Origin of the sequence: Sphingomonas phyllosphaerae, from assembly GCF_036946485.1 — a bacterium.
In the GTDB taxonomy this organism is placed as follows: domain Bacteria; phylum Pseudomonadota; class Alphaproteobacteria; order Sphingomonadales; family Sphingomonadaceae; genus Sphingomonas; species Sphingomonas phyllosphaerae_E.
On the sequence record NZ_JAQIJA010000005.1, the window covers coordinates 1293543 to 1313277 of the forward strand.

Genomic DNA, 19735 nt, shown 5'->3' on the forward strand with positions numbered 1-19735 from the left:
AAGCTGCGGCATGACAGCGGGGGGCAGGGTGGAGAGAAGCGAACGGCGCGGGCCGGCGCATATGACGATCGCGCACGATCTGGGCGTCGCGATCGTCACCGGACGACATCCGGCCAGCGTCACGCTGCCCGGCGAGCTGGAGCTGGCCGAACAATTCGGCGTCTCGCGCAGCGTGATCCGCGAATCGCTCCGGATGCTCAGCGCCAAGGGACTGGTCGAGAGCCGGCCCAAGGCGGGCACGCGGGTCCGCGACCGCGCGCACTGGAATCTGCTCGATCCCGATATGCTGGCGTGGATGTTCGAGGGCGCGCCGTCGCTCGACTTCGTGCGCAGCCTGTTCCAGCTCCGCCTGATCGTCGAGCCCGCCGCCGCCGAGCTGGCCGCGCTCCAGCGCAGCGCCGCGGAACTGTCGCGGATGGGGCATGCGCTGGAGATCATGGCCGCGCACGGGTTGCGCACGCAGGAGGGGCAGAGCGCCGACCAGCGCTTCCACGCGACGATCCTGCAGGCGACGCGCAACGAATTGCTGGTGAGCCTGTCGAGCAGCATCGCCGCCGCGGTGCGCTGGACGACCTTCTTCAAATACCGGACGCCCGCGCATTATCAGGACCCGATCCCGCTCCACCGCGCCTTGTTCGAGGCGATCGCCAACGGCGACGGCGCGGGCGCGCGCGTAGTGACCGAGCGGCTGATCCGGCAGGCGCAGCGCGATACCGAGGTGGCGCTGGCGGCGTAAGGGCAAGGGCTACGCCACCACCCGCGCGCGCGCCCCGCGCCCGACCATCACGGTTGCCACCGCACCGACCAGCATCAGCACCCCGCCGAGCACGATCACCCCGCACGCGTCGCCGCCCAGCAGGCTGCGATAGAACAGCGGGATCGACAGGCTCTCGATCATCATCGGAATGACGATGAACATGTTGAAGATGCCCATATAGACGCCGTTGCGCGCGGGCGGGATCATGCCGGTCAGCATGATGTACGGATTGCCCATCATCCCCGCCCAGCCGATGCCGATCCCGATCATCGCGACGAACAGCCACCCCTCGGAGGGCAGCGCCGGGATCGCCAGCATCGCGGCGCCCGAAGCGGCGAGGCAGCAGGCGTGGACCGCCTTCGCGCCATACCGCTTCGCCAGCGGCATCAGCGCCAGCGCCGCGACGAACGCGACGGCATTGTAGAAGGCCCCCAATTGCCCGACGGTCAGCACGGTGTCGCGGAATGCGGTGCTGCCGGTCTCGGCGGTGCCGTGCAGCGACCGCGCCAGCGCGAAGGTGATGAACTGCCAATAGGCGAACATCGCATACCATTGGCACAGCATCGCCAGCGCGAGCTGCCGCATCGGCTTCGGCATCTCGACCAAGGCCGCCTTCAGATCGGCGAGCGTCGCGCGCAGCGTCAGCGGCTCGGCCGCCAGCCGCGCCTGCTCCTCGGGCGGCAGCGGCAATTCCGGCACCCGCCACACCGACCACAGGATCGTCGACAGCGACAGCACCGCGCCGATCAGGAACGCGATCCGCGTGATGTCGGGAATGCCGTTCGCGTCGACCGCATCCTTGTCGAACCCGATCCACACCAGCAGCGACGGCGCGAGGTACGATAGCGTCTGCGCCAGCCCGGTGAACGCCGATTGCGTCAGGAACCCGGTCGCGCGCTGATCCTCCGCCAGCCGGTCGCCGACATAGGCGCGATACGGCTCCATCGTGACGTTGTTGGCGGCGTCGAGGATCCACAACAGGCTGGCGGCGATCCATAGCGCGCGGCTGTATGGCATCGCGAACAGGCACAGGCTGCACAGCACCGCGCCGATCAGGAAATAGGGCGTGCGCCGCCCGAGCCGCGTATTGGTGCGGTCGCTCATCGCCCCGATCAGCGGCTGGACGAGCAACCCGGTGACCGGGCCGGCGAGCCACAGCAGCGGCAGGCTGGCCTCGTCGGCGCCGAGATAGCCGTAGATCGGCGCCATATTGGCCTGTTGCAGCCCGAATGAGAATTGCAGCCCGAGGAAGCCGAGGTTCATCTCGACGATCCGCGCCAGCGACAGGCGAGGTTTGGTCATCTCATGGCTCCTGTCTGACTGCTTCGTCATGCCCGCGCGGGCGGGGATCCAGAACCTCCGTTCTCACCGGGGGAGGCGCGACCGTCGCATGTCTGGATTCCCGCCTGCGCGGGAATGACGGATCGCCGGGTATCATGCGCCCCCCTCCAGCCACACCACCCCCCACGCCGGCAACGCCTCGATCATCGCGCCGCTCAGCCGGTCTCGCCCCGCGTCCGGCACCGCCACCTCGCGATCCCCGAAGTTGAGGAACACCCGGTCGCGCCCGCACGCAACACCCAGCAGCGCCAAATCCCCGGTCTCGATCAAAGCCGGCGCCCCCGCGCCCCCGCTCGCGATCCGCGCGTCTCGCAGTGCAACGAGATCGGCGCTGATCCGCAGCGCCGCCGGCGTCTCCCGCGCCCACCAATCCATCGCGGGCCGATGGACCCAGCGGCCCTCGTGCGCCAGCTCGGGTTCGTCGGCATAATCGTAATCGTTCAGCAGCCCGGCCTCGTCGCCCATATAGGTCGTGGCGAGCCCGCCGCTGGCGATCGACAGCGCGTTGAGCAAGGCGATCCGCCGCAGCGCCGCCTCGCGCGCGTCATCGTCCTGCGCCGCCTCCAGCCCCGCCAGCGAGGCGAGCGTGCCGTTGGTGCCGTGCAGCGCCGCGCCGTCCGACTGGAACGGCACGCCGCGCGCCCAGCTATCGCCCGCACCGTGCAGGAAGGCGGCGGCGGTGCGCAGCCGCGCTTCGGGTTCAGGGTCGATCGCGCGCAGGTCGCCGAGCACCGCGCCCCAACCGATATCGTCGTGGCAGCGCGCATAGCTCAGCCAGTTGGCCCCCGACGGCAGCCCGCCGCTCGCCGCGACGATCGCCGCGGGCAGTTGCGCGGATCGTTCGGCGAGTCCGACCCAGCCCGCGACCATCAGCGAATTGTTGTAGACCAGATGGCATTCGGGCTCGAACCCGTCGCCCTCGTCCATCCCGAAATAGGGCGGGACGAACGCGGTCGGCACGATCGCCTCCGCCTTCAGCAGGGTCGCGGGCGCGACGATGTCGAGCGCGGCGCGCAAGGCCCGGACGATATAATGCGCCTGCGGCAGGTTGCGGCACGTCGTGCCCGGCTGCTTCCACAGGAAGGCGGTGCTGTCGAGCCGGAACGCCTCGAACCCGTGATTGGCGAGCCGCAGCGCGGCGTCGAGGATCGCGACGAAGACGTGCGGGTTGCGCCAGTTCAAATCCCATTGGAATGGGTAGAAGGTCGTCCAGACATTGCCGCCCATTTCCGGCACCTGGGTGAAATTGCCCGGCGCGGTGGTCGGGAAGACCTGCGGCAGTTCGGCGTCGCGCGCCGCCGCCTCGGCATCGTCGACCACCATGTAGAAGTCGCGATAGAATTGGTCGCCCGCCCGCGCGGCCTTGGCCCATTCGTGATCGTCGGCGGTGTGATTGAGTGCGAGATCGACGCACAGGCTGATCCGCGCCGCGCGCAGCCGTTCGGTCAGCTGCTCGACATCCGCCATCGTGCCCAGCAGCGGCTCGATACTCAGATAATCCGCGACCGCGAACCCGCCGTCGCTGTCGCCCGCCCGCGCCTTGAGCAGCGCGAGGACGTGGAGGTAGCGCACCCCCAGCGCCTCCAGATGATCGACATGCGCGGCGAGCCCCTCCACCGTCCCGCCGAAGCGGTCGACATAGGTCGAATAGCCGAGCATGTCGGGGCGCACGAACCAGTCTGGATCGGCGACCCGCGCGCCGTCGAGCGCCTGCAACGCGGGCGAACGTTCGGCGGCGCGGGCATGAAGCGACGCTTCGACCATCGCCCACAGCGCCTCGCCGTCGTGATCGGGATAGAGCCGCGCCAACTGGCGACGCAGCCGCGGTGCGATCGCCTCCAGGCGTTGCTGCATGGTCATGTCGTCAATCCTATCGCAACCGATTGCCACGCGCAGTGGTGCAGAGACTTTCGTCATTGCGAGCGTAGCGAAGCAATCCAGGGCGTCCTGGTCCAACCCTGGATTGCTTCGCTACGCTCGCAATGACGCTTAAGGTCAAAAATCGAACCGCACCGACGCCGCGATCGTCCGCCCGTTGATCGAGCGCGCGCGCACCAGCTGGTTCGACGGGATCGCCGCGTCCTCGGCCTCGGTGATGCCCTTTACGTTGAAGATGTTGTTGGCGTTCAGGTTGAAGCTGACGTTGTCCGCCGCGCGTACCAGCAGGAAGCCGTTGACCTGCGTATAGGCCGGCATCTTCAGCTGGTTGACCGGCTGGGTATAGCTGGAGGTCGTTCCGATCACGTTCGCGCCGAAGCTGACGCGCCCGAAATCGAGCTGCGGGGTCGCCTGATAGACGAACGCCGCCTGCCGCTGCGGGCGGTTGCCGTTCAGCGTCGCGTCGGTCGCATCGCGGGTGATCGTCGCATCGGTATAGGTGCCCGCAGCACTTAGCGAGAACGGCCCGCGGCGGAAGCGGCCTTCCAGCTCCACGCCGGTCGCCTCGTAGTCGCGGCTGGTGAATTGCTGCTGCGACAGCAGGTAATTGGTCTCCTGCGTCCGCGCGTTGAACACCGTCGCATACAGCCCGATCGGTCCGCTGGAGAACTTCAGCCCGCCCTCGGCCTGCTTGACGAAGTCATAGGGCTTGGAGCCGTTGACCAGCCCGCCGGTCTGCAGGTTGATGGTCGGCCCGAACAGCAGCCGGTCGGCATTGACGCGCCCGCCGCGGCTGTAGCGCGCGAAGGCGGCCAGCGTGTCGCTCAGCCGGTAGTTCACGCCCGCGGAATAGGACAGATAGCTATAGTCATAGTCGATGCCGGTGCGGTTGTTCGGGATGAACCCGACGGTCTGTTCGGCGACCGAGAGCACGCCGTCGCCGTTGATGTCCTGCGCACGCGTCGTCACCGCGCCGGGCAGGTCGCCCGCGATGCTGCCCTTGGCGGAGCCGAAATCGTAGCGCAGGCTGCCGTCGATGTTCAGCCGCCCGACCTCGAAGCCGAGCTGCGCGAACGGCGCGTTGGTGGTGTAGCGCATGTCATAGCTGCGGCGGCAGCAATTGCCGAAGAACGACGCCGAATAGAGCGTGCCCCCGGCGGTCTGCGACACGCCCGCGGCGTTGCGGATGTCGACCAGCACCGAACGGCCGTCACCCTGCACGGTCTGGAAGAACGACGTCCACAGCCAGTCGGTCTTCACGTCCTGCCGCGAATTGTAGATGCCCGCCGCGATCGACAGCGCCCCGCCGCCGAGGTCGACCTTGCCGTTGACGCGCAGGTCGTTGGTGATGTTGTTCAGGCTCTTCAGGTCGACGTCGAACAGCACGACGCTGGCGAGCAGGCCGTTGCCGCCGACCGTGCCCGGATTGGCGATCCGCTGCCCCGACAGCGGGCCGCTGGCGTAATAGAGCTGCGCGCCCGCGCCGGCGAAGCCGTTGGCGGTGGTCTGCGCATCGCCGACCGCGGCGGCGAAGGGGGAGACGAAGTCGCCGGAGATGTCCGAATAGCGGAAGCGCTCGGTGACGTTCCAGCCGTCGGCGATCTCATACTGGCCCTCGAACCCGACCGACTTGACGACCGGGTGCATCCCGTCGCCGATGTTGCGGCGCACCGGATTGTTGTTGCCGTCCAGCGTCAGCACCGATCCGATGTAGCGGCTGTGCAGCGTGTCCTCGTTGATCGAGAAGCCGGGGATGTTCTGGTAGGTCGGCTCGCCGTCGCTACCGGTCACGCGCACCGGGTTGGGCAGATAGGCGATGCTGCGATCGTCGAGATATTTTCCGTAGACGCGGACGTAGCCGCGGTCGAACTCGCGGGTGATGTTGGCCTTGATCTGGCCGCCGCGCATCGCGTCATAACCGACGTCGCGCGGACCGTCACCGAGGCGGTAGAAACCGCTCAATTCGTAGCGGGTCTGCGCATCGATGTGCCCGCCATAGGCGAAGTCGGCGCGATATTCGCGATAATCGATGCCCGAGGAGAGCTGGAACGAGCCCCCGTCCTGCTCGCCGGTCTTCGAAATGAAGTTGATGATGCCACCGGGCGAGTTGCTGGCGAACGTCGACGCGGATCCGCCGCGCACCGACTCGATCCGGGCGAGCGACAGATCGTTACGGATGAAGATATCCGCGTTACCGAAGATGATGTCGCCGAATTCGAGCACTGGCAGGCCATCTTCCTGCAATTGCAGGAACTTCGACCCGCCTGACGCGACCGGCAGGCCGCGTACCGAGATATTGGCATTGCCCTCGCCGCCCGACGCCTCGACGCGCACACCGGGCAGATTACGAAGGATTTCCGCGGTGTTACGCGGTGGGATCTTGGCGGTCAGGTCGGCGTCGAGCGAGCTGACCGAAACCGACGTATCCAGCCGGTTACGCCCCTGCGCCACCCCGGTGACGACGATATCCTCCGGCGCGGCGGCCTCGGTCGGATCTGTTGCGCTCGTCGCATCCGCCTGCGGCACCTGCGCGTGAGCGGCGCCCGCGATCAGCAGTGCGGGGATGGAAGCGAGCAGGCGAATACGCAGCGTCGTCATGACAGAACCTCTCCTGGGGCGCCCGCCTTGCCGGAGGGCCGTATGTCAGTGACATACAAGCCCTGCAATCGTTTGCAATAGAAATCCTGCAAACGATTGCAGATGCTGATCAGGCGGAGGCGCGGAGGATCAGTTCGGGGGGCACGATCGCGCTCTGGACGGGCTCGCCCGCGATCCTGCGGAGCAAGGCATCGACCATCAGCTTGGTCCCGGTCACCAGATCCTGCCGGATCGTGGTGAGCGGTGGTGACGTATGCGCGGCGAGGGTCACGTCGTCATAGCCGATCACCGCCACATCGCCCGGCACGTCCAGCCCGGCTTCCGTCAGCGCGCGCAACGCGCTCATCGCCGCGACGTCCGAGGCCGCGAAGATCGCGTCGGGCGACGTTCCCTGCGCAAGCCGCGCGCGCACCGCCGCATGAACGGCGTCCGGGTCCATCTCGCAGGCCAGGATTTCGACCGGCTGCCCGCCCGCGGCGGCGCGGAAGCCCGCGAGCCGGTCGGCGAACTCGGGCGGGGCGGGATCGCCGACGAACAGCAGCCGCTGTCGCCCGAGGCTCAGCAGATGCTCGCCCGCGATCCGCCCGCCCAGGATATTGTCGGAGCCGATCGTCAGGTGGCGCTGCCCCGGGCGGTCGACACCCCACACCACCAGCGGTGCATAGCGTTCGGCAACGCGTTCGATCGTCGCATATTGGTCCGATTGGCCGACCAGCAGCACGCCGTCGACGCGCCCGCTGTCGACCAGCCGGTCGAGCCATTCGTCACTCTCCGGCAGCACGCGCGACAACAGGATGTCGTACCCGCGGTCGACCAGCAGATCGGCAAGAAAACCCAGCAGGCTGAGGAAGAACGGGTCGGTCAGATGCTGGGTGCGCGCATGGCCGAGCGGCATGGCGAGCGCGATCGCGCCGGTGCTGCGCAGGCGCAGATTGCGCGCGAGCTGGTTCGGGCGCACGCCATGTTCGCGCGCCAGCGCCCGAATGCGCTCCTGCGTCGTCTTGCTGACCGACGGATGGCCCGACAGCGCGCGCGACACGGTCGCGGTCGAAACCCCCGCCATTACAGCCAGATCGGCCAGCTTCATCGCCGTTGCCACCGCGTCACGTCCCCGCTTTGTTCGATTGCTTCATAATCGGTCGGCGCTGCGCCGCAATGCGGGTCATGGTCGCGGTCCTGACCGCTCAGCCCTGATCGCGCTCGATCGCCGCGATCTCGCTATCGATGAAGTCCATCAACAACTTAAGCACCTCGGGATCCGTGCACCGCGCGTTCATCAACCGCCGCTGGCACATGCCGCCCGCCATGATGAGGATCGACTCGCCGAGCCGCGCGATGCGGCCCTCGTCGGTGGCGCCCGGCACGATGATCTTCAGCGCGCGCACCAATTGGCCGCGCAACCGATCGTCCATCGCATCGAAGATCTCCGCGATCCGCTGGTTGCGGTTCGCCTCCGCCATGATCTCGGCGATCAGTCGGGTGTCGTTGAGATCGTTGCAGGCGATGAAGCGCGCGATCCAGTCGCGCACCATCGTGCGATCGGCGGTGCAGCGCGCCGCACACAATTCGTCGCCGGCCAGAAACTCGTCGAGGTCATGTTCGACCAGCGCGGCGACGATCGCCTCCTTATTGGCGAAGTCGCGATAGATCTGGCCGACCAGCACGCCGGAGCGTTCCGACAGTTTCGCCATGCTAGTCGCGTGGAAGCCGTGCTCGGCAAAAAGTTCCCGCGCAGCCTGAACTATTTTTGCACGACGTGCGTTTGCCTTCCCGCTCCTGTCGCGCGGGAAGGTGGTGTCGGGCTCAGGACACCCTTCTTTACAATGCTGTATCAATTCGCGCCGACCATGTTCTTCCCAGCTTGACGGTGCCCGCTCTTCGCAGTAGCAGCATTCGTGAGTGAGCGATCACTCACACACTTCATAAGAGATGTCCATGCCGAAAATGGGGCCGAAAACGGGGTTCGCGGTCGCCGCGATGATGCTGGCGCCGCTCGCCGCCTGCGGTGGCGGGAACGAGTCGCAGCAACAGCAGCAACAGGGTCCGGGCGGACCGGCCGGACCGCCGCAAGTGAGCGTGCTGGCCGTGCAGCCGCAATCGGTGACGCTGACCACGACCTTGCCGGGGCGGACCACTGCCTTCGAAACGTCGGAGGTGCGTCCGCAGGTCAACGGCCTCGTCACCGCGCGTCTCTTCACCGAGGGCGACCTCGTCCGCGCCGGACAGCCGCTGTATCGCGTCGACTCGCAGCCGTATCAGGCGCAGGTCGCCAGCGCGCGCGCCGCTTTGGCCCGCGCGCGTGCCGCGATCGCGTCGAGCGCCGCGCTCCAGCGCCGCTATGGCGAGCTGGTCAAGATCAACGCGATCGCGCGGCAGGATTACGAGAACGCCGTCACCTCCGCCGCGCAGGCGCAGGCGGATGTCGCCGCGCAGCAGGCGGCGTTGCGGTCGGCGCAGATCGATCTCGCGCGCACCACGATCCGTGCGCCGATCTCGGGCCGGATCGGCCGCTCGGTGACGACCACCGGCGCACTGGTCAGCGCGGCGCAGACCAACCCGTTGACCACCATTCAGCGGCTCGACCCGATCTACGTCGACGTCTCGCAGTCGAGCGCCGACCTCCTCAAGCTGCGTCAGCAGATCGCCGCTGGTGATCTCGCCCGCGGCGGCACCGCCGCCCGCGTCCGGCTGCGGCTGGAGGACGGCTCGGTCTATCCGATCGAGGGCAAGTTGCAGTTCGCCGACGTCAGCGTCGACCCGAACACCGGCACCCAGACGATCCGCGCGCTGTTCCCGAACCCGAAGGGACTGTTGCTGCCGGGCATGTACGTCCGCGCCGAGCTGGTCGAGGGAACGAAGAGCAACGCGATTCTGGTGCCGCAGCGGGCGGTGACGCGCGACGAGCGCGGCAATCCCAGCGTGCTGGTCGTCGGCGCCGACGGCAAGCTCCAGCCGCGCCAGCTGACCGCGCCGCGCACGATCGGCGACAACTGGCTGGTCACCGCCGGGCTCAATCCGGGCGACAAGGTGGTGATGGAAGGCGCGATGATGCTGCGCCCCGGGATGCCGGTGAAGGCCGTGCCCTACAATCCGAACGCCGCGCCCGCCCAACTCGGCGCGCCTGGCGGTGCCGCGCAGGGTCAGCCGGCCCAGGGGAAGTAACGCCGCATGTCGCGCTTTTTCATCGACCGGCCCATCTTCGCATGGGTCATCGCCGTGGGCCTTATGCTGGCGGGGATCATTGCGATCCGCAGCCTGCCGATCGCCCAATTCCCCGAGATCGCGCCGCCTGCGGTGGCGATCACTGCCAATTATCCGGGCGCCGACGCCGAAACGCTCGAGCGCACGACCACGCAGATCATCGAGCAGCAGCTGCGCGGCATCGATAACCTGCGCTATTTCTCCTCGTCTTCCTCGTCGGCGGGCGTGGTCACGATCACGCTGACCTTCGAGCAGGGCACCGACCCTGACATCGCGCAGGTGCAGGTCCAGAACAAGTTGCAGGCGGCCACCCCGCTGTTGCCGCAGGAAGTGCAGCGGCAGGGCATTCAGGTGACCAAGTCGGCGGCCAGCTTCCTCGCGGTCGTCGGTCTCGTCTCCACCGACGGCTCGCACAGCAACAACGATCTGGCCGACATGGTCGTGTCCAAGTTCCAGGATCCGGTCAGCCGCATCAACGGCGTCGGCGAATTGCAGGTGTTCGGCTCGCAATATGCGATGCGCATCTGGCTCGATCCGCTCAAGCTCAACAATTACGCGCTGACCGTCGCCGACGTGACGTCGGCGGTGCAGGCGCAGAACGCGCAGGTTTCCGCCGGCCAGATCGGCGCGCAGCCCGCGCCCAAGGAGCAGATGCTCAACGCGACCGTCTCGGTCCAGTCCCGGCTCCAAACCCCCGAGCAGTTCGGCAATATCCGGCTGAAGACGGGCACGGACGGCTCGGTGGTCCGCCTCCGCGACGTCGCGCGCGTCGAGATCGGCGCCGAGAATTACGGCTTCGACGTTCAGTATAACGGCAAGCCGGCGTCGGGCTTCGGCGTCCGTCTGGCCGCGGGGGCGAACGCGCTCGACACCGTCGACCTGCTCAAGGCGCGCGTCGCCGAGATCGGCAAGACGCTGCCCGCCGACGTGAAGGTCATCTACCCTTACGACATCACGCCGTTCGTGCGGCTGTCGGTGGAGCAGGTGATCCACACGCTGATCGAGGCGGTGGTGCTCGTGTTCCTCGTCATGTTCCTGTTCCTCCAGAACTGGCGCGCGACGCTGATCCCGACGATCGCGGTGCCGGTCGTGCTGCTCGGCACCTTCGCGGTGATGGCGCTGGCCGGCTATACGATCAACACGCTGACCTTGTTCGGCATGGTGCTGGCGATCGGTCTACTGGTCGACGACGCGATCGTCGTCGTCGAGAACGTCGAGCGCCTGATCGTCACCGAGCATCTTTCGCCGAAGGAAGCCGCGCGCAAGTCGATGGACGAGATCAGCAGCGCGCTGGTCGGCATCGGCCTCGTGCTGTCGGCGGTGTTCTTGCCGATGGCGTTCTTCGGCGGGTCGACCGGCGTGATCTATCGCCAGTTCTCGATCACGATCGTCTCGGCGATGGTGCTGTCGGTGCTGGTCGCGTTGATCCTGACGCCCGCGCTCTGCGCGACGATCCTCAAGCCGCACGACCCGGACAAGCAGGAAGGCAGGGGGCCGCTGGCGCGCTTCTTCCGCTGGTTCAACGACAAGTTTGACCGTGCGCAGCATCGCTACGAGGGCGGGGTGAAGAGCACCGCGCGCCACTGGAAGCGCTCGCTGCTCCTCTATCTGCTGATCGTCGCGGGCATGGCGCTGATCTTCATCCGGCTGCCCTCGGGCTTCCTGCCGGACGAGGATCAGGGCTTCGTCATCGCGCTGGTGCAGGGCCCGGCCGGCGCGAGCACCGCCCGCACCGACAAGGGGCTGGCGATCACCCGCGACCACTTCCTCAAGGCGGAAGGCAAGAACGTCCAGGGCGTCTTCACGATCAACGGCTTCAGCTTCGCGGGTCAGGGCCAGAACACCGGCCTCGTCTTCGTCAACCTCAAGCCGTGGGAAGAGCGGTCGGGCGGCGACAATCGCGCCCAGACGATCGTCGGCCGGGCGATGGGCGCGCTGTCGCAATATAAGGACGGCCTGATCTTCGCGCTGATCCCGCCGGCGGTGCAGGAGCTGGGCAACGCCACCGGCTTCGACGTGCAGCTGGTCGATACCGGCGGCGTCGGGCACGAGAAGTTGACGCAGATCCGCAACATGATGCTCGGCATGGCCGCGCAGGATCCGCGGCTGGCACAGGTCCGCCCTCTGAGCCTGGAGGACGCGCCGCAGCTCAAGGTCAAGATCGACGAGGACAAGGCGCGCGCGCTCGGCCTCGATCTGTCGGCGGTCAATTCGACGATCGCGACCGCATGGGGCGGCGGGTACATCAACGACTTCATCGACCGCGGTCGCGTGAAGCGCGTCTATGTCCAGAACGACGCGCCGTATCGCATGTCGCCCGAGGACGTCGGGGAGCTGTACGTCCGCGGCGCGAACGGTCAGATGGCACCGTTCACCGCCTTCTCGACGCTCGAATGGGCCAATGCGCCGGTATCGCTGACCCGCTACAACGGGCAGCCGGCGATGCAGCTGCAGGGCTCGCCGGGACCGGGGCAGAGCACCGGCGCCGCGATGGAGGCGTTGCAGGAGATCCATGCGAAGCTGCCCCCGGGCACGACGCTGGAATGGACCGGCCTGTCCTATGAGGAACGGCTGTCGGGCGGGCAGGCGCCGGCGCTCTACGGGCTGTCGCTGCTGATCGTCTTCCTCTGCCTCGCCGCGCTGTACGAAAGCTGGTCGGTGCCGATCTCGGTGCTGCTGGTCGTCCCGCTCGGCATCATCGGGGCGGTGCTGGCGGCGTGGCTGACGGGTCTGAACAAGGACATCTACCTGCAGGTCGGGCTCATCACCACGATCGGCGTGTCCGCCAAGAACGCGATCCTGATCGTCGAATTCGCCGAAGAGCGGATCGCCGAGGGGCTGAGCGCCTTCGACGCGGCGGTGGAAGCGGCCAAGCTGCGGTTGCGTCCGATCCTGATGACCAGCCTTGCCTTCGTGTTCGGTGTGATGCCGCTGGCGGTGTCGACCGGCGCGGGTGCGGGCGGCCAGAATGCGATCGGCCGCGCCGTGGTCGGCGGCATGTTGTCCGCGACGGTGCTGGCGATCTTCTTCGTGCCGATGTTCTTCGTCGTCGTGCTGCGCCTGTTCGGGCACGGCAAGGACGAGAACAAGCCGCACGACGATGCGCCCGCGCATGACGATCATCCCACGGGCGACACCGCCCATCAGGGGGCCTGACGTGAAGACTAGTTCGTTTCTCGCCGCGCTGGCGCTGACCAGCGCGCTCGCCGGGTGCAACATGGCACCCAAATACGAACGCCCGACCGGCGCGGTGCCGCTCGCCCTGCCGGAGGGCGGCGTGTACCCGCGCGCCGCCACCGACGCACCCGACGTGACGCAGATCGGCTGGCGTGACTTCTTCCTCGACCCCCGGCTGCGGCAGGTGATCGAGACGTCGCTGGCCAACAACCGCGACCTGCGCGTCGCGGCGGCCAACGTGCTCCAGGCGCGCGCTCAGTATCGCGTCCAGCGCTCGGCGATCGTCCCGACCACCGGCGTCACCGGCTCGGCGACCTATACCAACAACCTGTTCGGCGCGATCGGCGCGGCCGGCGGCGGCGCTGCGGCCGGTGGTGCCGGAACGGGCACCGGCACCGGGACCGGAACGGGCACCGGGGCAGGCACCGGGACCGGCGGCACCGGTGGCGGCACGGGGGCGGCGGCCGGCGGCGCGGTCGGCGAAAGCTCGTCGAACATCCAGTTCTATTCGGCCAACGTCGGTTTCTCGGCCTTCGAGCTCGATCTGTTCGGGCGCGTCCGCAACCTCAACCGCGCCGCGCTCGAGCAGTATTTCGCGACCGAGGAAGCGCAGCGCAGCGCCCGGATCAGCCTGATCGCCGAAGTGGCGAGCGCGTGGCTGCAACTCGCCGCCGACCAGGAGCAGCTGCGGCTCAGCCGCGAGACGCTCAAGACCTTCGAGGAAACGGTGCGGCTCACCAGCGCGCAGTTCCGCATCGGGGTCGCTTCCGAGCTGGAGGCGCGGCAGGCCGAGACCAACTATCAGGCGGCGCGCAACGACATTGCGACGCTCACGGCGCAGGTCGCGCGCGACCAGAATGCGCTCAACCTGCTGGCGGGCACCACCGTCGCGGCCGAGCAGCTGCCCGAGTCGCTCGGCACCGTCGCCTTCACGCGCGACTCGCTGCCCGGCGACGTGTCGTCGGCGGTGCTGCTGCGCCGTCCCGACGTGTTGCAGGCCGAGCATCAGCTGATCGCGCAGAACGCCAATATCGGCGCGGCGCGCGCGGCGTTCTTCCCGCGCATCTCGCTGACCGCGACGATCGGGACGATCTCCTCGGCGCTGTCGGGGCTCTTCGGCGGCGGCACGTTCAACTACAATGCCGCGCCGTCGGTGCAGCTGCCGCTGTTCGACGGCGGGCGCAACGCCGGCAACCTCGACTATGCCAAGGCGTCGCGCGAGGCGGCGGTCGCCACCTATGAGAAGGCGATCCAGACCGCCTTCCGCGAGGTCGCCGATGCGCTGGCGCAGCGCGGCACGATCGGCGAGCAGCTCTCCGCGCAGGGCGCGCGCGCCAATGCCGCATCGGTGGCGGCGCGGTTGTCCGACGCGCGTTACCGGGCCGGGGTCGATTCGTTCCTGACCTCGCTCGATGCGCAGCGTACCGCCTATTCGGCGCAGCAGCAGCTGGTGACGACCCGGCTGACGCAGGCCAACAATCTCATCGAGCTGTACCGCGCGCTGGGCGGCGGTTTGGCGGGAGAGGTGCCCGCGGCGGCGGATCGCTAAGGCCCCTTGCGTCCGGTGGTGATCGGCGTACCCTGTCGTGGAAAAACGACGGAGAGGACGAGGCCATGGTCACCCCGGACGCGCGTGCAGGCGAAGAAAGCCTGGTAATCCTTCAGACATTGCTGTGCGTGCTGCGCGAGAAGAACGTGCTGTCACGCGCCGATGTCGAGACCTTGTGCGAGCGTGTGGCGATGCGCGCCTCGGCGGCGGAGCGTGATCCGATGCCGTGCTGCGCCGAGGCGACCCGCGCCGCCGCGACCGAGATGGCGCGGATCAAGGACTACATCGGCCAGCATTACGGCGGGAAGCACCGGCGGATCTGACGCTTTCCGTCGTTCCTGCGAAGGTCAGACCTCTGCCACAGTCCGCTTCTTGTACCCCGGCGAAGGCCGGGGCCCAGTTGGGGAAGATTTGTAACTAGCCGGGACACCTTCCCAACTGGACCCCGGCCTCCGCCGGGGTACGGCTTATAGTGGGCAGCCTCCCGCACTTTCGCAGAGGTCCCGCCTGCGCGGAAATGACGAGAGAGCGTTCGTCGCCCGAACCTGATCCGGAGTCTCGCTTCGTCTGCCTGAACCGACCGCCGACAGCTCCGTCATTGCGAGCGTAGCGAAGCAATCCAGAGCCGGACCAGGACGCCCCGGATTGCTTCGCTGCACTCGCAATGACGGAATAGGAGCATCGCCCGTCTCGACCCCCGAGAAGAAGCGGGATCCCGGATCAAGTCCGGGATGACGGCCGGCGCTAGGAAGGGCGCGACCATCTCGACGTGCCCCCGCGAACCGGCGTAAGGCGGGCGGGTGATTCAACGGCAAATTTCCGCATGACCGCCGAAACCGGGCTCGCCGCGCTGTGGCTCGCCGCGGCGCTCGCCGCGTTGCAGGTGCTGCTCGGCGTCCTCGCGCTCAGGCGCGACATGCCGCAGGCGGTCGGCGCGATCCGCGCGGTGGCGATCGTTCAGGGCGCACTCGCAGCCGTCGCGATGGGCGCGCTGATCCGCGCCTTCCTCGACACCGACCTGTCGGTCGCGCTGGTCGCCGCCAACAGCCATTCGATGAAGCCGTGGCTGTACAAATTCGCGGGCGCGTGGGGCAATCACGAAGGCTCGATGCTGCTGTGGGTGACGATCCTCGGCGTCGCCGGCGCGGCGGTGGCGAAGTTCGAGCATCGCCTCGCGCAGCCGACCCTCGTCGCGACGCTCGCCGCGCAGGCGGCGATCGCGCTCGGCTTCTACGCCTTCCTGCTGTTCGCCTCCAACCCGTTCGCGCGGCTCAACCCGGCGCCGCCCGATGGCGCGGGGCTCAACCCGCTGCTGCAGGACCCCGGGCTCGCCTTCCACCCGCCGACGCTCTACGCCGGCTATGTCGGGCTGTCGGTCGCTTTCTCCTTCGCGGTCGGCGCGCTCGTCACCCGCGATGTCGGGCCGGTGTTCGCGCGCGCGATGCGGCCATGGGTGCTCGGCGCATGGATCTTCCTGACGCTCGGGATCACCGCCGGCAGCTATTGGGCCTATTACGAACTCGGCTGGGGCGGCTGGTGGTTCTGGGACCCGGTCGAGAATGCCAGCCTGATGCCGTGGCTCGCCGCGACCGCGCTGCTCCATTCGGTGACGGTGCTCGCCACCCGTGACGGTCTGCGCGCCTGGACGGTGATGCTGGCGGTGGTCGCCTTCTCGATGAGCATGATCGGCACCTTCCTGGTCCGCTCGGGCATCCTCACCAGCGTCCACGCCTTTGCGGTCGATCCGCGGCGCGGCGCGTTCATCCTCGTGCTGCTGCTGCTCTATATCGGTGGTGCGCTGGCGCTGTTCGGCGCGCGGGTCGGGACGGTCCGGCAGGGCAAATTGTTCGAAACGTTCAGCCGCGAAGGCTCGCTGGTCGCCAACAACCTTTTGCTGACGGTGATCCTCGGCATCGTGCTGATCGGCACTTTCTATCCGATCATCGCCGGCGCGTTCGACGTCCAGCTGTCGGTCGGCCCGCCGTTCTTCGATTCGACCGCCGGGCCGATCGCGCTGCTGCTGGTCGCGGTGATGGCGGTCGGACCGCTGCTGCGGTGGCGGCGCGACGAGGCCGAGGCGCTGATCCAGCGCTCCTTCCCCGCGATCGCCGCCGCGCTGTTCGCCGGAGTCGGCGTGTTCCTGCTCGGCGGGCCGATCGGCGTGCTGCCGCTCGCCGGAGTGGCGCTGGCCGCCGGGCTGGCGGTGGCGAGCGTCGCGCCGCTCGCCAAGCGCAACCTCGCGCGCGCGCCGCTGCACCTGTGGGGCATGGTGATCGCGCATCTCGGGATCGCGGTATCGCTGGCGGGTATGGCGATCAGCACCGCCTATACGCAGGAGACGTTGCTTGCGGTCGGGGTCGGCGATCCGGCGCGGATCGCGGGCTACACCGTCCGGCTGGAGGGCGTGCGCCCGCTGGTCAGCGACAATTGGAGCGCGCTGGAAGGGCGGCTGGCGGTCACCGACGAGCGCGGCGCGCGCTTCGTGCTGCGCCCGCAGGTCCGCTATTTCACGACGCCGGTAACGACCACCAACGAAAGCGCGATCGCGACGATGTGGAACGGGCAGCTCTACACGGTGCTCGGCGCGTTGGGCGACGACGGGCGCTGGCAGTTGCGGCTGTGGTGGAAGCCGTTCGTGACATTGATCTGGCTGGGCGGGGCGATGATCGCGATCGGCGGCGCGCTGTCGCTGGTCGGGCATCAATATCGGCTGTGGCGGACGAAGCAGCGCGCGGAGGCGTTCGCGTGAAGCGCTGGCTGGTGTGGCTGCCGCTCTGCGCGTTCGGCATCATCGTCGCGGTGATCGCCTGGGGGCTGTGGCAGCCCGCCGACCGCACGGTACGCTCGGCGCTGGTCGGGCGACCGCTGCCCGACTTCGTCCTGCCCGCGATCGCCCCCGGCAAGCCCGGCCTGACCAGCGCCGACTTCCGACAGGGCAGCCCGCGGCTGCTCAACGTCTTTGCGAGCTGGTGCGTCCCGTGCGTCGCCGAGGCCCCGCAGTTGCTGACGCTCAAGGCCGCCGGCGTGCCGATCGACGCGATTGCGATCAAGGACACGCCCGGCGACGTGTCCGCCTTCCTGCGCCGCAACGGCGATCCCTATGCTCGCGTCGGCGCGGATGCGCACAGCCGCGTCCAGCTCGCGCTCGGCTCGTCTGGGGTGCCCGAGACGTTCGTGGTCGACGGCAAGGGCGTGATCCGCGCGCAGCATGTCGGCGACATCCGCGCCGAGGACGTTCCCGACCTCCTGCAGGCGCTGGCGGACGCGAAATGAGGGCGCTGGCAATCGTCGCGCTGCTGCTCGCCGCGCCGCTCGCCGCGCAGACCGCGCTGCCACGGCTCGCCTATACGCAGTTGCGCGACCCCGATCAGGAGCGGCAGGCGCGCGCGCTGATGGAGACGCTGCGCTGCGTCGTCTGTCAGGGGCAGTCGATCGCCGATTCGGATGCGGATATGGCGGGCGAGATGCGCGCTTTGGTGCGGCAGCAGATCGCGCGCGGCGAAGCGCCCGAGGCGGTACGATCGTGGCTGATCGCGCGCTACGGCGATTACGTCAGCTACGCCCCGCCGCTGCGCGCCGCGACCCTGCCGCTGTGGCTCGCGCCTTTGGTGCTGCTCGCGTTGGGCGCGTGGCTGGCGCGCGCGACCTTTCGCCGCCGGTGATGCGTCGCCCGGCGTGATCGTGCGTTGAGCGCGCGATGACTCGGGAGATCGTGATGCGTTCGTTGTTCACCACTGCCCTGATCGGCGTCGGCGCCGGCCTCGCCGCCTCGTTCGTCATGGACCGCTTCCAGGACCTCGCCGCGCCCGCCTTCGGGATGGACGGCGGCAATGACGACCCGTCGACGGTCAAGGCCGCCGACACGCTCAGCAAGGCGGTCGACGGCCGCCCGGTCACGCAGAAGCATCGCGAAGCGGCGGGCTCGGCGATGCATTACGCTCTGGGGGCGGCGATCGGCGGCGGCTATGCGCTGGCGGTGCGGCAATGGCCGGAGCTGGCGAAGGGCTGGGGCGTGCCGACCGGCCTGACCACGATGCTGCTGCTCGACGACGTGCTCGTCCCCGCCGCCGGCTGGGGACCGTGGCCGGAGGCGGAGGTGCCGGGCAATGCCTATGGCCTCGCCTCGCACCTCGTCTTCGGAATTGCGCTGGAGGGTGTCCGCCGCGCGGGCGAGGCGTTGCCGGCGTGACGCTCGCGCGCTAACCCATGTTCCTTGCTACCGGGGGTGTCGTCCATGTTCTCGCCGATCGTCCGTCCGCTCGCCCTGCTGGGCACGGCCTGTGCCCTGCTCGCCGCGCTGCCGGCCGCGGCGGAATGTACGCGCGAGAAGGTGCGCGTCGACCTGCCCGCACAGCGGATGGACGAGCGCGTGCAGGCGCTGGCGCATCTGTCGGGCTGCTTCATGGAGGTCGACACCAGCTTGCTCGCCGGCAAGCAGGCGCGGCGGCTGAAGGGCCGGATGATCCCGCGCGATGCGCTCTACCGCTCGTTGCGCGGCAGCGGGCTGGAGGCGGCGCGCTACAAGGGCCATTGGCGGATCGACCGCCGCCAGCAGGAGCGGTTCGCGCGCCGCGTCGCGACCCTGCGCGCCACGACCGCCGAGCAGCGTGAGCGGGATGCGATCAGCCGGCTGCGCGCGGCCGATGTCGGCCATACGCTGCGCCATGTCGAAAAGGCGGTGCCGCGCGAGGTGAACGAGCAGGCGCATCTGAATGTCATCGACCGCATCCGCTACGACGAGCAGCTCGACCGCGTCGCGCGCAAGATCGGTACGCCGCCCGCGCCGCTAGCGTTGGGCTGGGTCGCGCCGGTCAAATAGCCCAACGTCATCCCGGACTTGATCCGGGATCCCGCTTCTTCTTCGGCGAGCGTGCTCAGGAAGCGGGGCCCCGGATCAAGTCCGGGGCGACGAACTATTCGTCATCGCGAGTGTAGCGAAGCGACGACGATTTAACGTTCCCGCTCCCGCCACCAGATCAACACCGCCAGCGCGATGCCCGCCGCGATCCCGGCGAGGAACCCGATCGAGGGCTGTCCGGCGTAGAGGCCGATCGCGGTGCCGCCCAGCGCGCCGATCGCGATGGGGAAGCCGCCGGCGGAGGGGGAGCGCGGGGGGGGAGCCATGCCGCGCTGTGCCACGCCCGCCCGCGATGCGCCAGCCGCCGCGACAGGCCGGGGCACGCGCGGGACATGGTTTCGCAATCGTCGTGCATTGGCTCTTCTTCTCGGCGAAT

The 19735-nt window shown here is 68.5% G+C and carries 16 protein-coding genes; 10 read left to right on the forward strand and 6 right to left on the reverse strand.

Annotated elements, in window-relative coordinates; translation table 11 throughout:
• Positions 1-61 precede the first annotated feature (61 nt).
• A complete protein-coding gene (locus tag PGN16_RS14760; protein ID WP_335310128.1) occupies positions 62-736 on the forward strand; it encodes a FadR/GntR family transcriptional regulator in 675 nt (224 codons plus the stop codon).
• 9 nt (positions 737-745) lie between these two features.
• Here the strand turns inward: PGN16_RS14760 and PGN16_RS14765 are convergent, their stop codons facing one another.
• The 5 genes from PGN16_RS14765 to PGN16_RS14785 form a co-directional block, all read right to left on the reverse strand.
• A complete protein-coding gene (locus PGN16_RS14765; protein WP_335310129.1) occupies positions 746-2059 on the reverse strand; it encodes an MFS transporter in 1314 nt (437 codons plus the stop codon).
• A gap of 132 nt (positions 2060-2191) precedes the next feature.
• Positions 2192-3958, reverse strand: coding sequence for an alpha-amylase family glycosyl hydrolase (locus tag PGN16_RS14770; RefSeq protein WP_335310130.1), 1767 nt, complete (start codon positions 3956-3958; stop codon positions 2192-2194).
• A 135-nt stretch (positions 3959-4093) separates the two neighbouring features.
• On the reverse strand, positions 4094-6574 hold the full coding sequence (locus PGN16_RS14775; RefSeq protein ID WP_335310131.1) for a TonB-dependent siderophore receptor: 2481 nt from the start codon (positions 6572-6574) through the stop codon (positions 4094-4096).
• A 109-nt stretch (positions 6575-6683) separates the two neighbouring features.
• Complete coding sequence (locus PGN16_RS14780; RefSeq protein WP_335310132.1) at positions 6684-7673, reverse strand: substrate-binding domain-containing protein; 990 nt, start codon at positions 7671-7673, stop codon at positions 6684-6686.
• Positions 7674-7758: 85 nt separating this feature from the next.
• On the reverse strand, positions 7759-8409 hold the full coding sequence (locus PGN16_RS14785) for a TetR/AcrR family transcriptional regulator (RefSeq protein WP_335310133.1): 651 nt from the start codon (positions 8407-8409) through the stop codon (positions 7759-7761).
• 100 nt (positions 8410-8509) lie between these two features.
• On the opposite strand from PGN16_RS14785, the gene PGN16_RS14790 reads away from it, so the two are divergent.
• The 9 genes from PGN16_RS14790 (at position 8510) to PGN16_RS14830 (ending at position 19320) form a co-directional block, all read left to right on the forward strand.
• The gene (locus PGN16_RS14790) at positions 8510-9736 is read left to right on the forward strand and encodes an efflux RND transporter periplasmic adaptor subunit (RefSeq protein ID WP_443019662.1); all 1227 of its coding nucleotides are present in this window, start codon (positions 8510-8512) and stop codon (positions 9734-9736) included.
• Between the two features lie 6 nt (positions 9737-9742).
• Entirely contained in the window at positions 9743-12931 is a 3189-nt protein-coding gene (locus PGN16_RS14795) for an efflux RND transporter permease subunit (protein ID WP_335310134.1), read from the forward strand.
• Positions 12932-12992: 61 nt separating this feature from the next.
• Positions 12993-14501: an efflux transporter outer membrane subunit gene (locus PGN16_RS14800; protein WP_335310352.1), complete on the forward strand. Its 1509-nt coding sequence runs from the start codon at positions 12993-12995 to the stop codon at positions 14499-14501.
• A gap of 65 nt (positions 14502-14566) precedes the next feature.
• Positions 14567-14824, forward strand: a complete 258-nt coding sequence (locus PGN16_RS14805; RefSeq protein ID WP_184040322.1) for a hypothetical protein — start codon at positions 14567-14569, stop codon at positions 14822-14824.
• A 500-nt stretch (positions 14825-15324) separates the two neighbouring features.
• Positions 15325-17250 (forward strand): heme lyase CcmF/NrfE family subunit, encoded by a 1926-nt coding sequence (locus PGN16_RS14810; RefSeq protein WP_335310135.1) that lies wholly within the window; start codon positions 15325-15327, stop codon positions 17248-17250.
• A complete protein-coding gene (locus PGN16_RS14815; RefSeq protein ID WP_335310136.1) occupies positions 17247-17774 on the forward strand; it encodes a DsbE family thiol:disulfide interchange protein in 528 nt (175 codons plus the stop codon). The genes PGN16_RS14810 and PGN16_RS14815 overlap by 4 nt, the downstream gene beginning before the upstream one ends.
• Complete coding sequence (locus tag PGN16_RS14820; protein ID WP_335310137.1) at positions 17771-18163, forward strand: cytochrome c-type biogenesis protein; 393 nt, start codon at positions 17771-17773, stop codon at positions 18161-18163. The genes PGN16_RS14815 and PGN16_RS14820 overlap by 4 nt, the downstream gene beginning before the upstream one ends.
• A gap of 53 nt (positions 18164-18216) precedes the next feature.
• On the forward strand, positions 18217-18690 hold the full coding sequence (locus tag PGN16_RS14825) for a DUF1440 domain-containing protein (protein WP_335310138.1): 474 nt from the start codon (positions 18217-18219) through the stop codon (positions 18688-18690).
• 45 nt (positions 18691-18735) lie between these two features.
• The gene (locus PGN16_RS14830; RefSeq protein WP_335310139.1) at positions 18736-19320 is read left to right on the forward strand and encodes an STN domain-containing protein; all 585 of its coding nucleotides are present in this window, start codon (positions 18736-18738) and stop codon (positions 19318-19320) included.
• A gap of 131 nt (positions 19321-19451) precedes the next feature.
• Here the strand turns inward: PGN16_RS14830 and PGN16_RS14835 are convergent, their stop codons facing one another.
• Positions 19452-19625 (reverse strand): hypothetical protein, encoded by a 174-nt coding sequence (locus tag PGN16_RS14835; RefSeq protein ID WP_335310140.1) that lies wholly within the window; start codon positions 19623-19625, stop codon positions 19452-19454.
• Positions 19626-19735 lie beyond the last annotated feature (110 nt).

Excerpts from the sequence above, each read along its gene's own strand:
- PGN16_RS14810 (WP_335310135.1), top strand. The coding sequence starts at position 15,325 with ATGACCGCCGAAACCGGGCTCGCCGCGCTGTGGCTCGCCGCGGCGCTC.
- PGN16_RS14820 (WP_335310137.1), top strand. The coding sequence starts at position 17,771 with ATGAGGGCGCTGGCAATCGTCGCGCTGCTGCTCGCCGCGCCGCTCGCC.
- PGN16_RS14770 (WP_335310130.1), bottom strand. The coding sequence starts at position 3,958 with ATGACCATGCAGCAACGCCTGGAGGCGATCGCACCGCGGCTGCGTCGC.
- PGN16_RS14835 (WP_335310140.1), bottom strand. The coding sequence starts at position 19,625 with ATGGCTCCCCCCCCGCGCTCCCCCTCCGCCGGCGGCTTCCCCATCGCG.
- PGN16_RS14795 (WP_335310134.1), top strand. The coding sequence starts at position 9,743 with ATGTCGCGCTTTTTCATCGACCGGCCCATCTTCGCATGGGTCATCGCC.
- PGN16_RS14800 (WP_335310352.1), top strand. The coding sequence starts at position 12,993 with ATGGCACCCAAATACGAACGCCCGACCGGCGCGGTGCCGCTCGCCCTG.
- PGN16_RS14805 (WP_184040322.1), top strand. The coding sequence starts at position 14,567 with ATGGTCACCCCGGACGCGCGTGCAGGCGAAGAAAGCCTGGTAATCCTT.
- PGN16_RS14760 (WP_335310128.1), top strand. The coding sequence starts at position 62 with ATGACGATCGCGCACGATCTGGGCGTCGCGATCGTCACCGGACGACAT.
- PGN16_RS14775 (WP_335310131.1), bottom strand. The coding sequence starts at position 6,574 with ATGACGACGCTGCGTATTCGCCTGCTCGCTTCCATCCCCGCACTGCTG.
- PGN16_RS14790 (WP_443019662.1), top strand. The coding sequence starts at position 8,510 with ATGCCGAAAATGGGGCCGAAAACGGGGTTCGCGGTCGCCGCGATGATG.
- PGN16_RS14825 (WP_335310138.1), top strand. The coding sequence starts at position 18,217 with ATGCGTTCGTTGTTCACCACTGCCCTGATCGGCGTCGGCGCCGGCCTC.
- PGN16_RS14830 (WP_335310139.1), top strand. The coding sequence starts at position 18,736 with ATGTTCTCGCCGATCGTCCGTCCGCTCGCCCTGCTGGGCACGGCCTGT.
- PGN16_RS14765 (WP_335310129.1), bottom strand. The coding sequence starts at position 2,059 with ATGACCAAACCTCGCCTGTCGCTGGCGCGGATCGTCGAGATGAACCTC.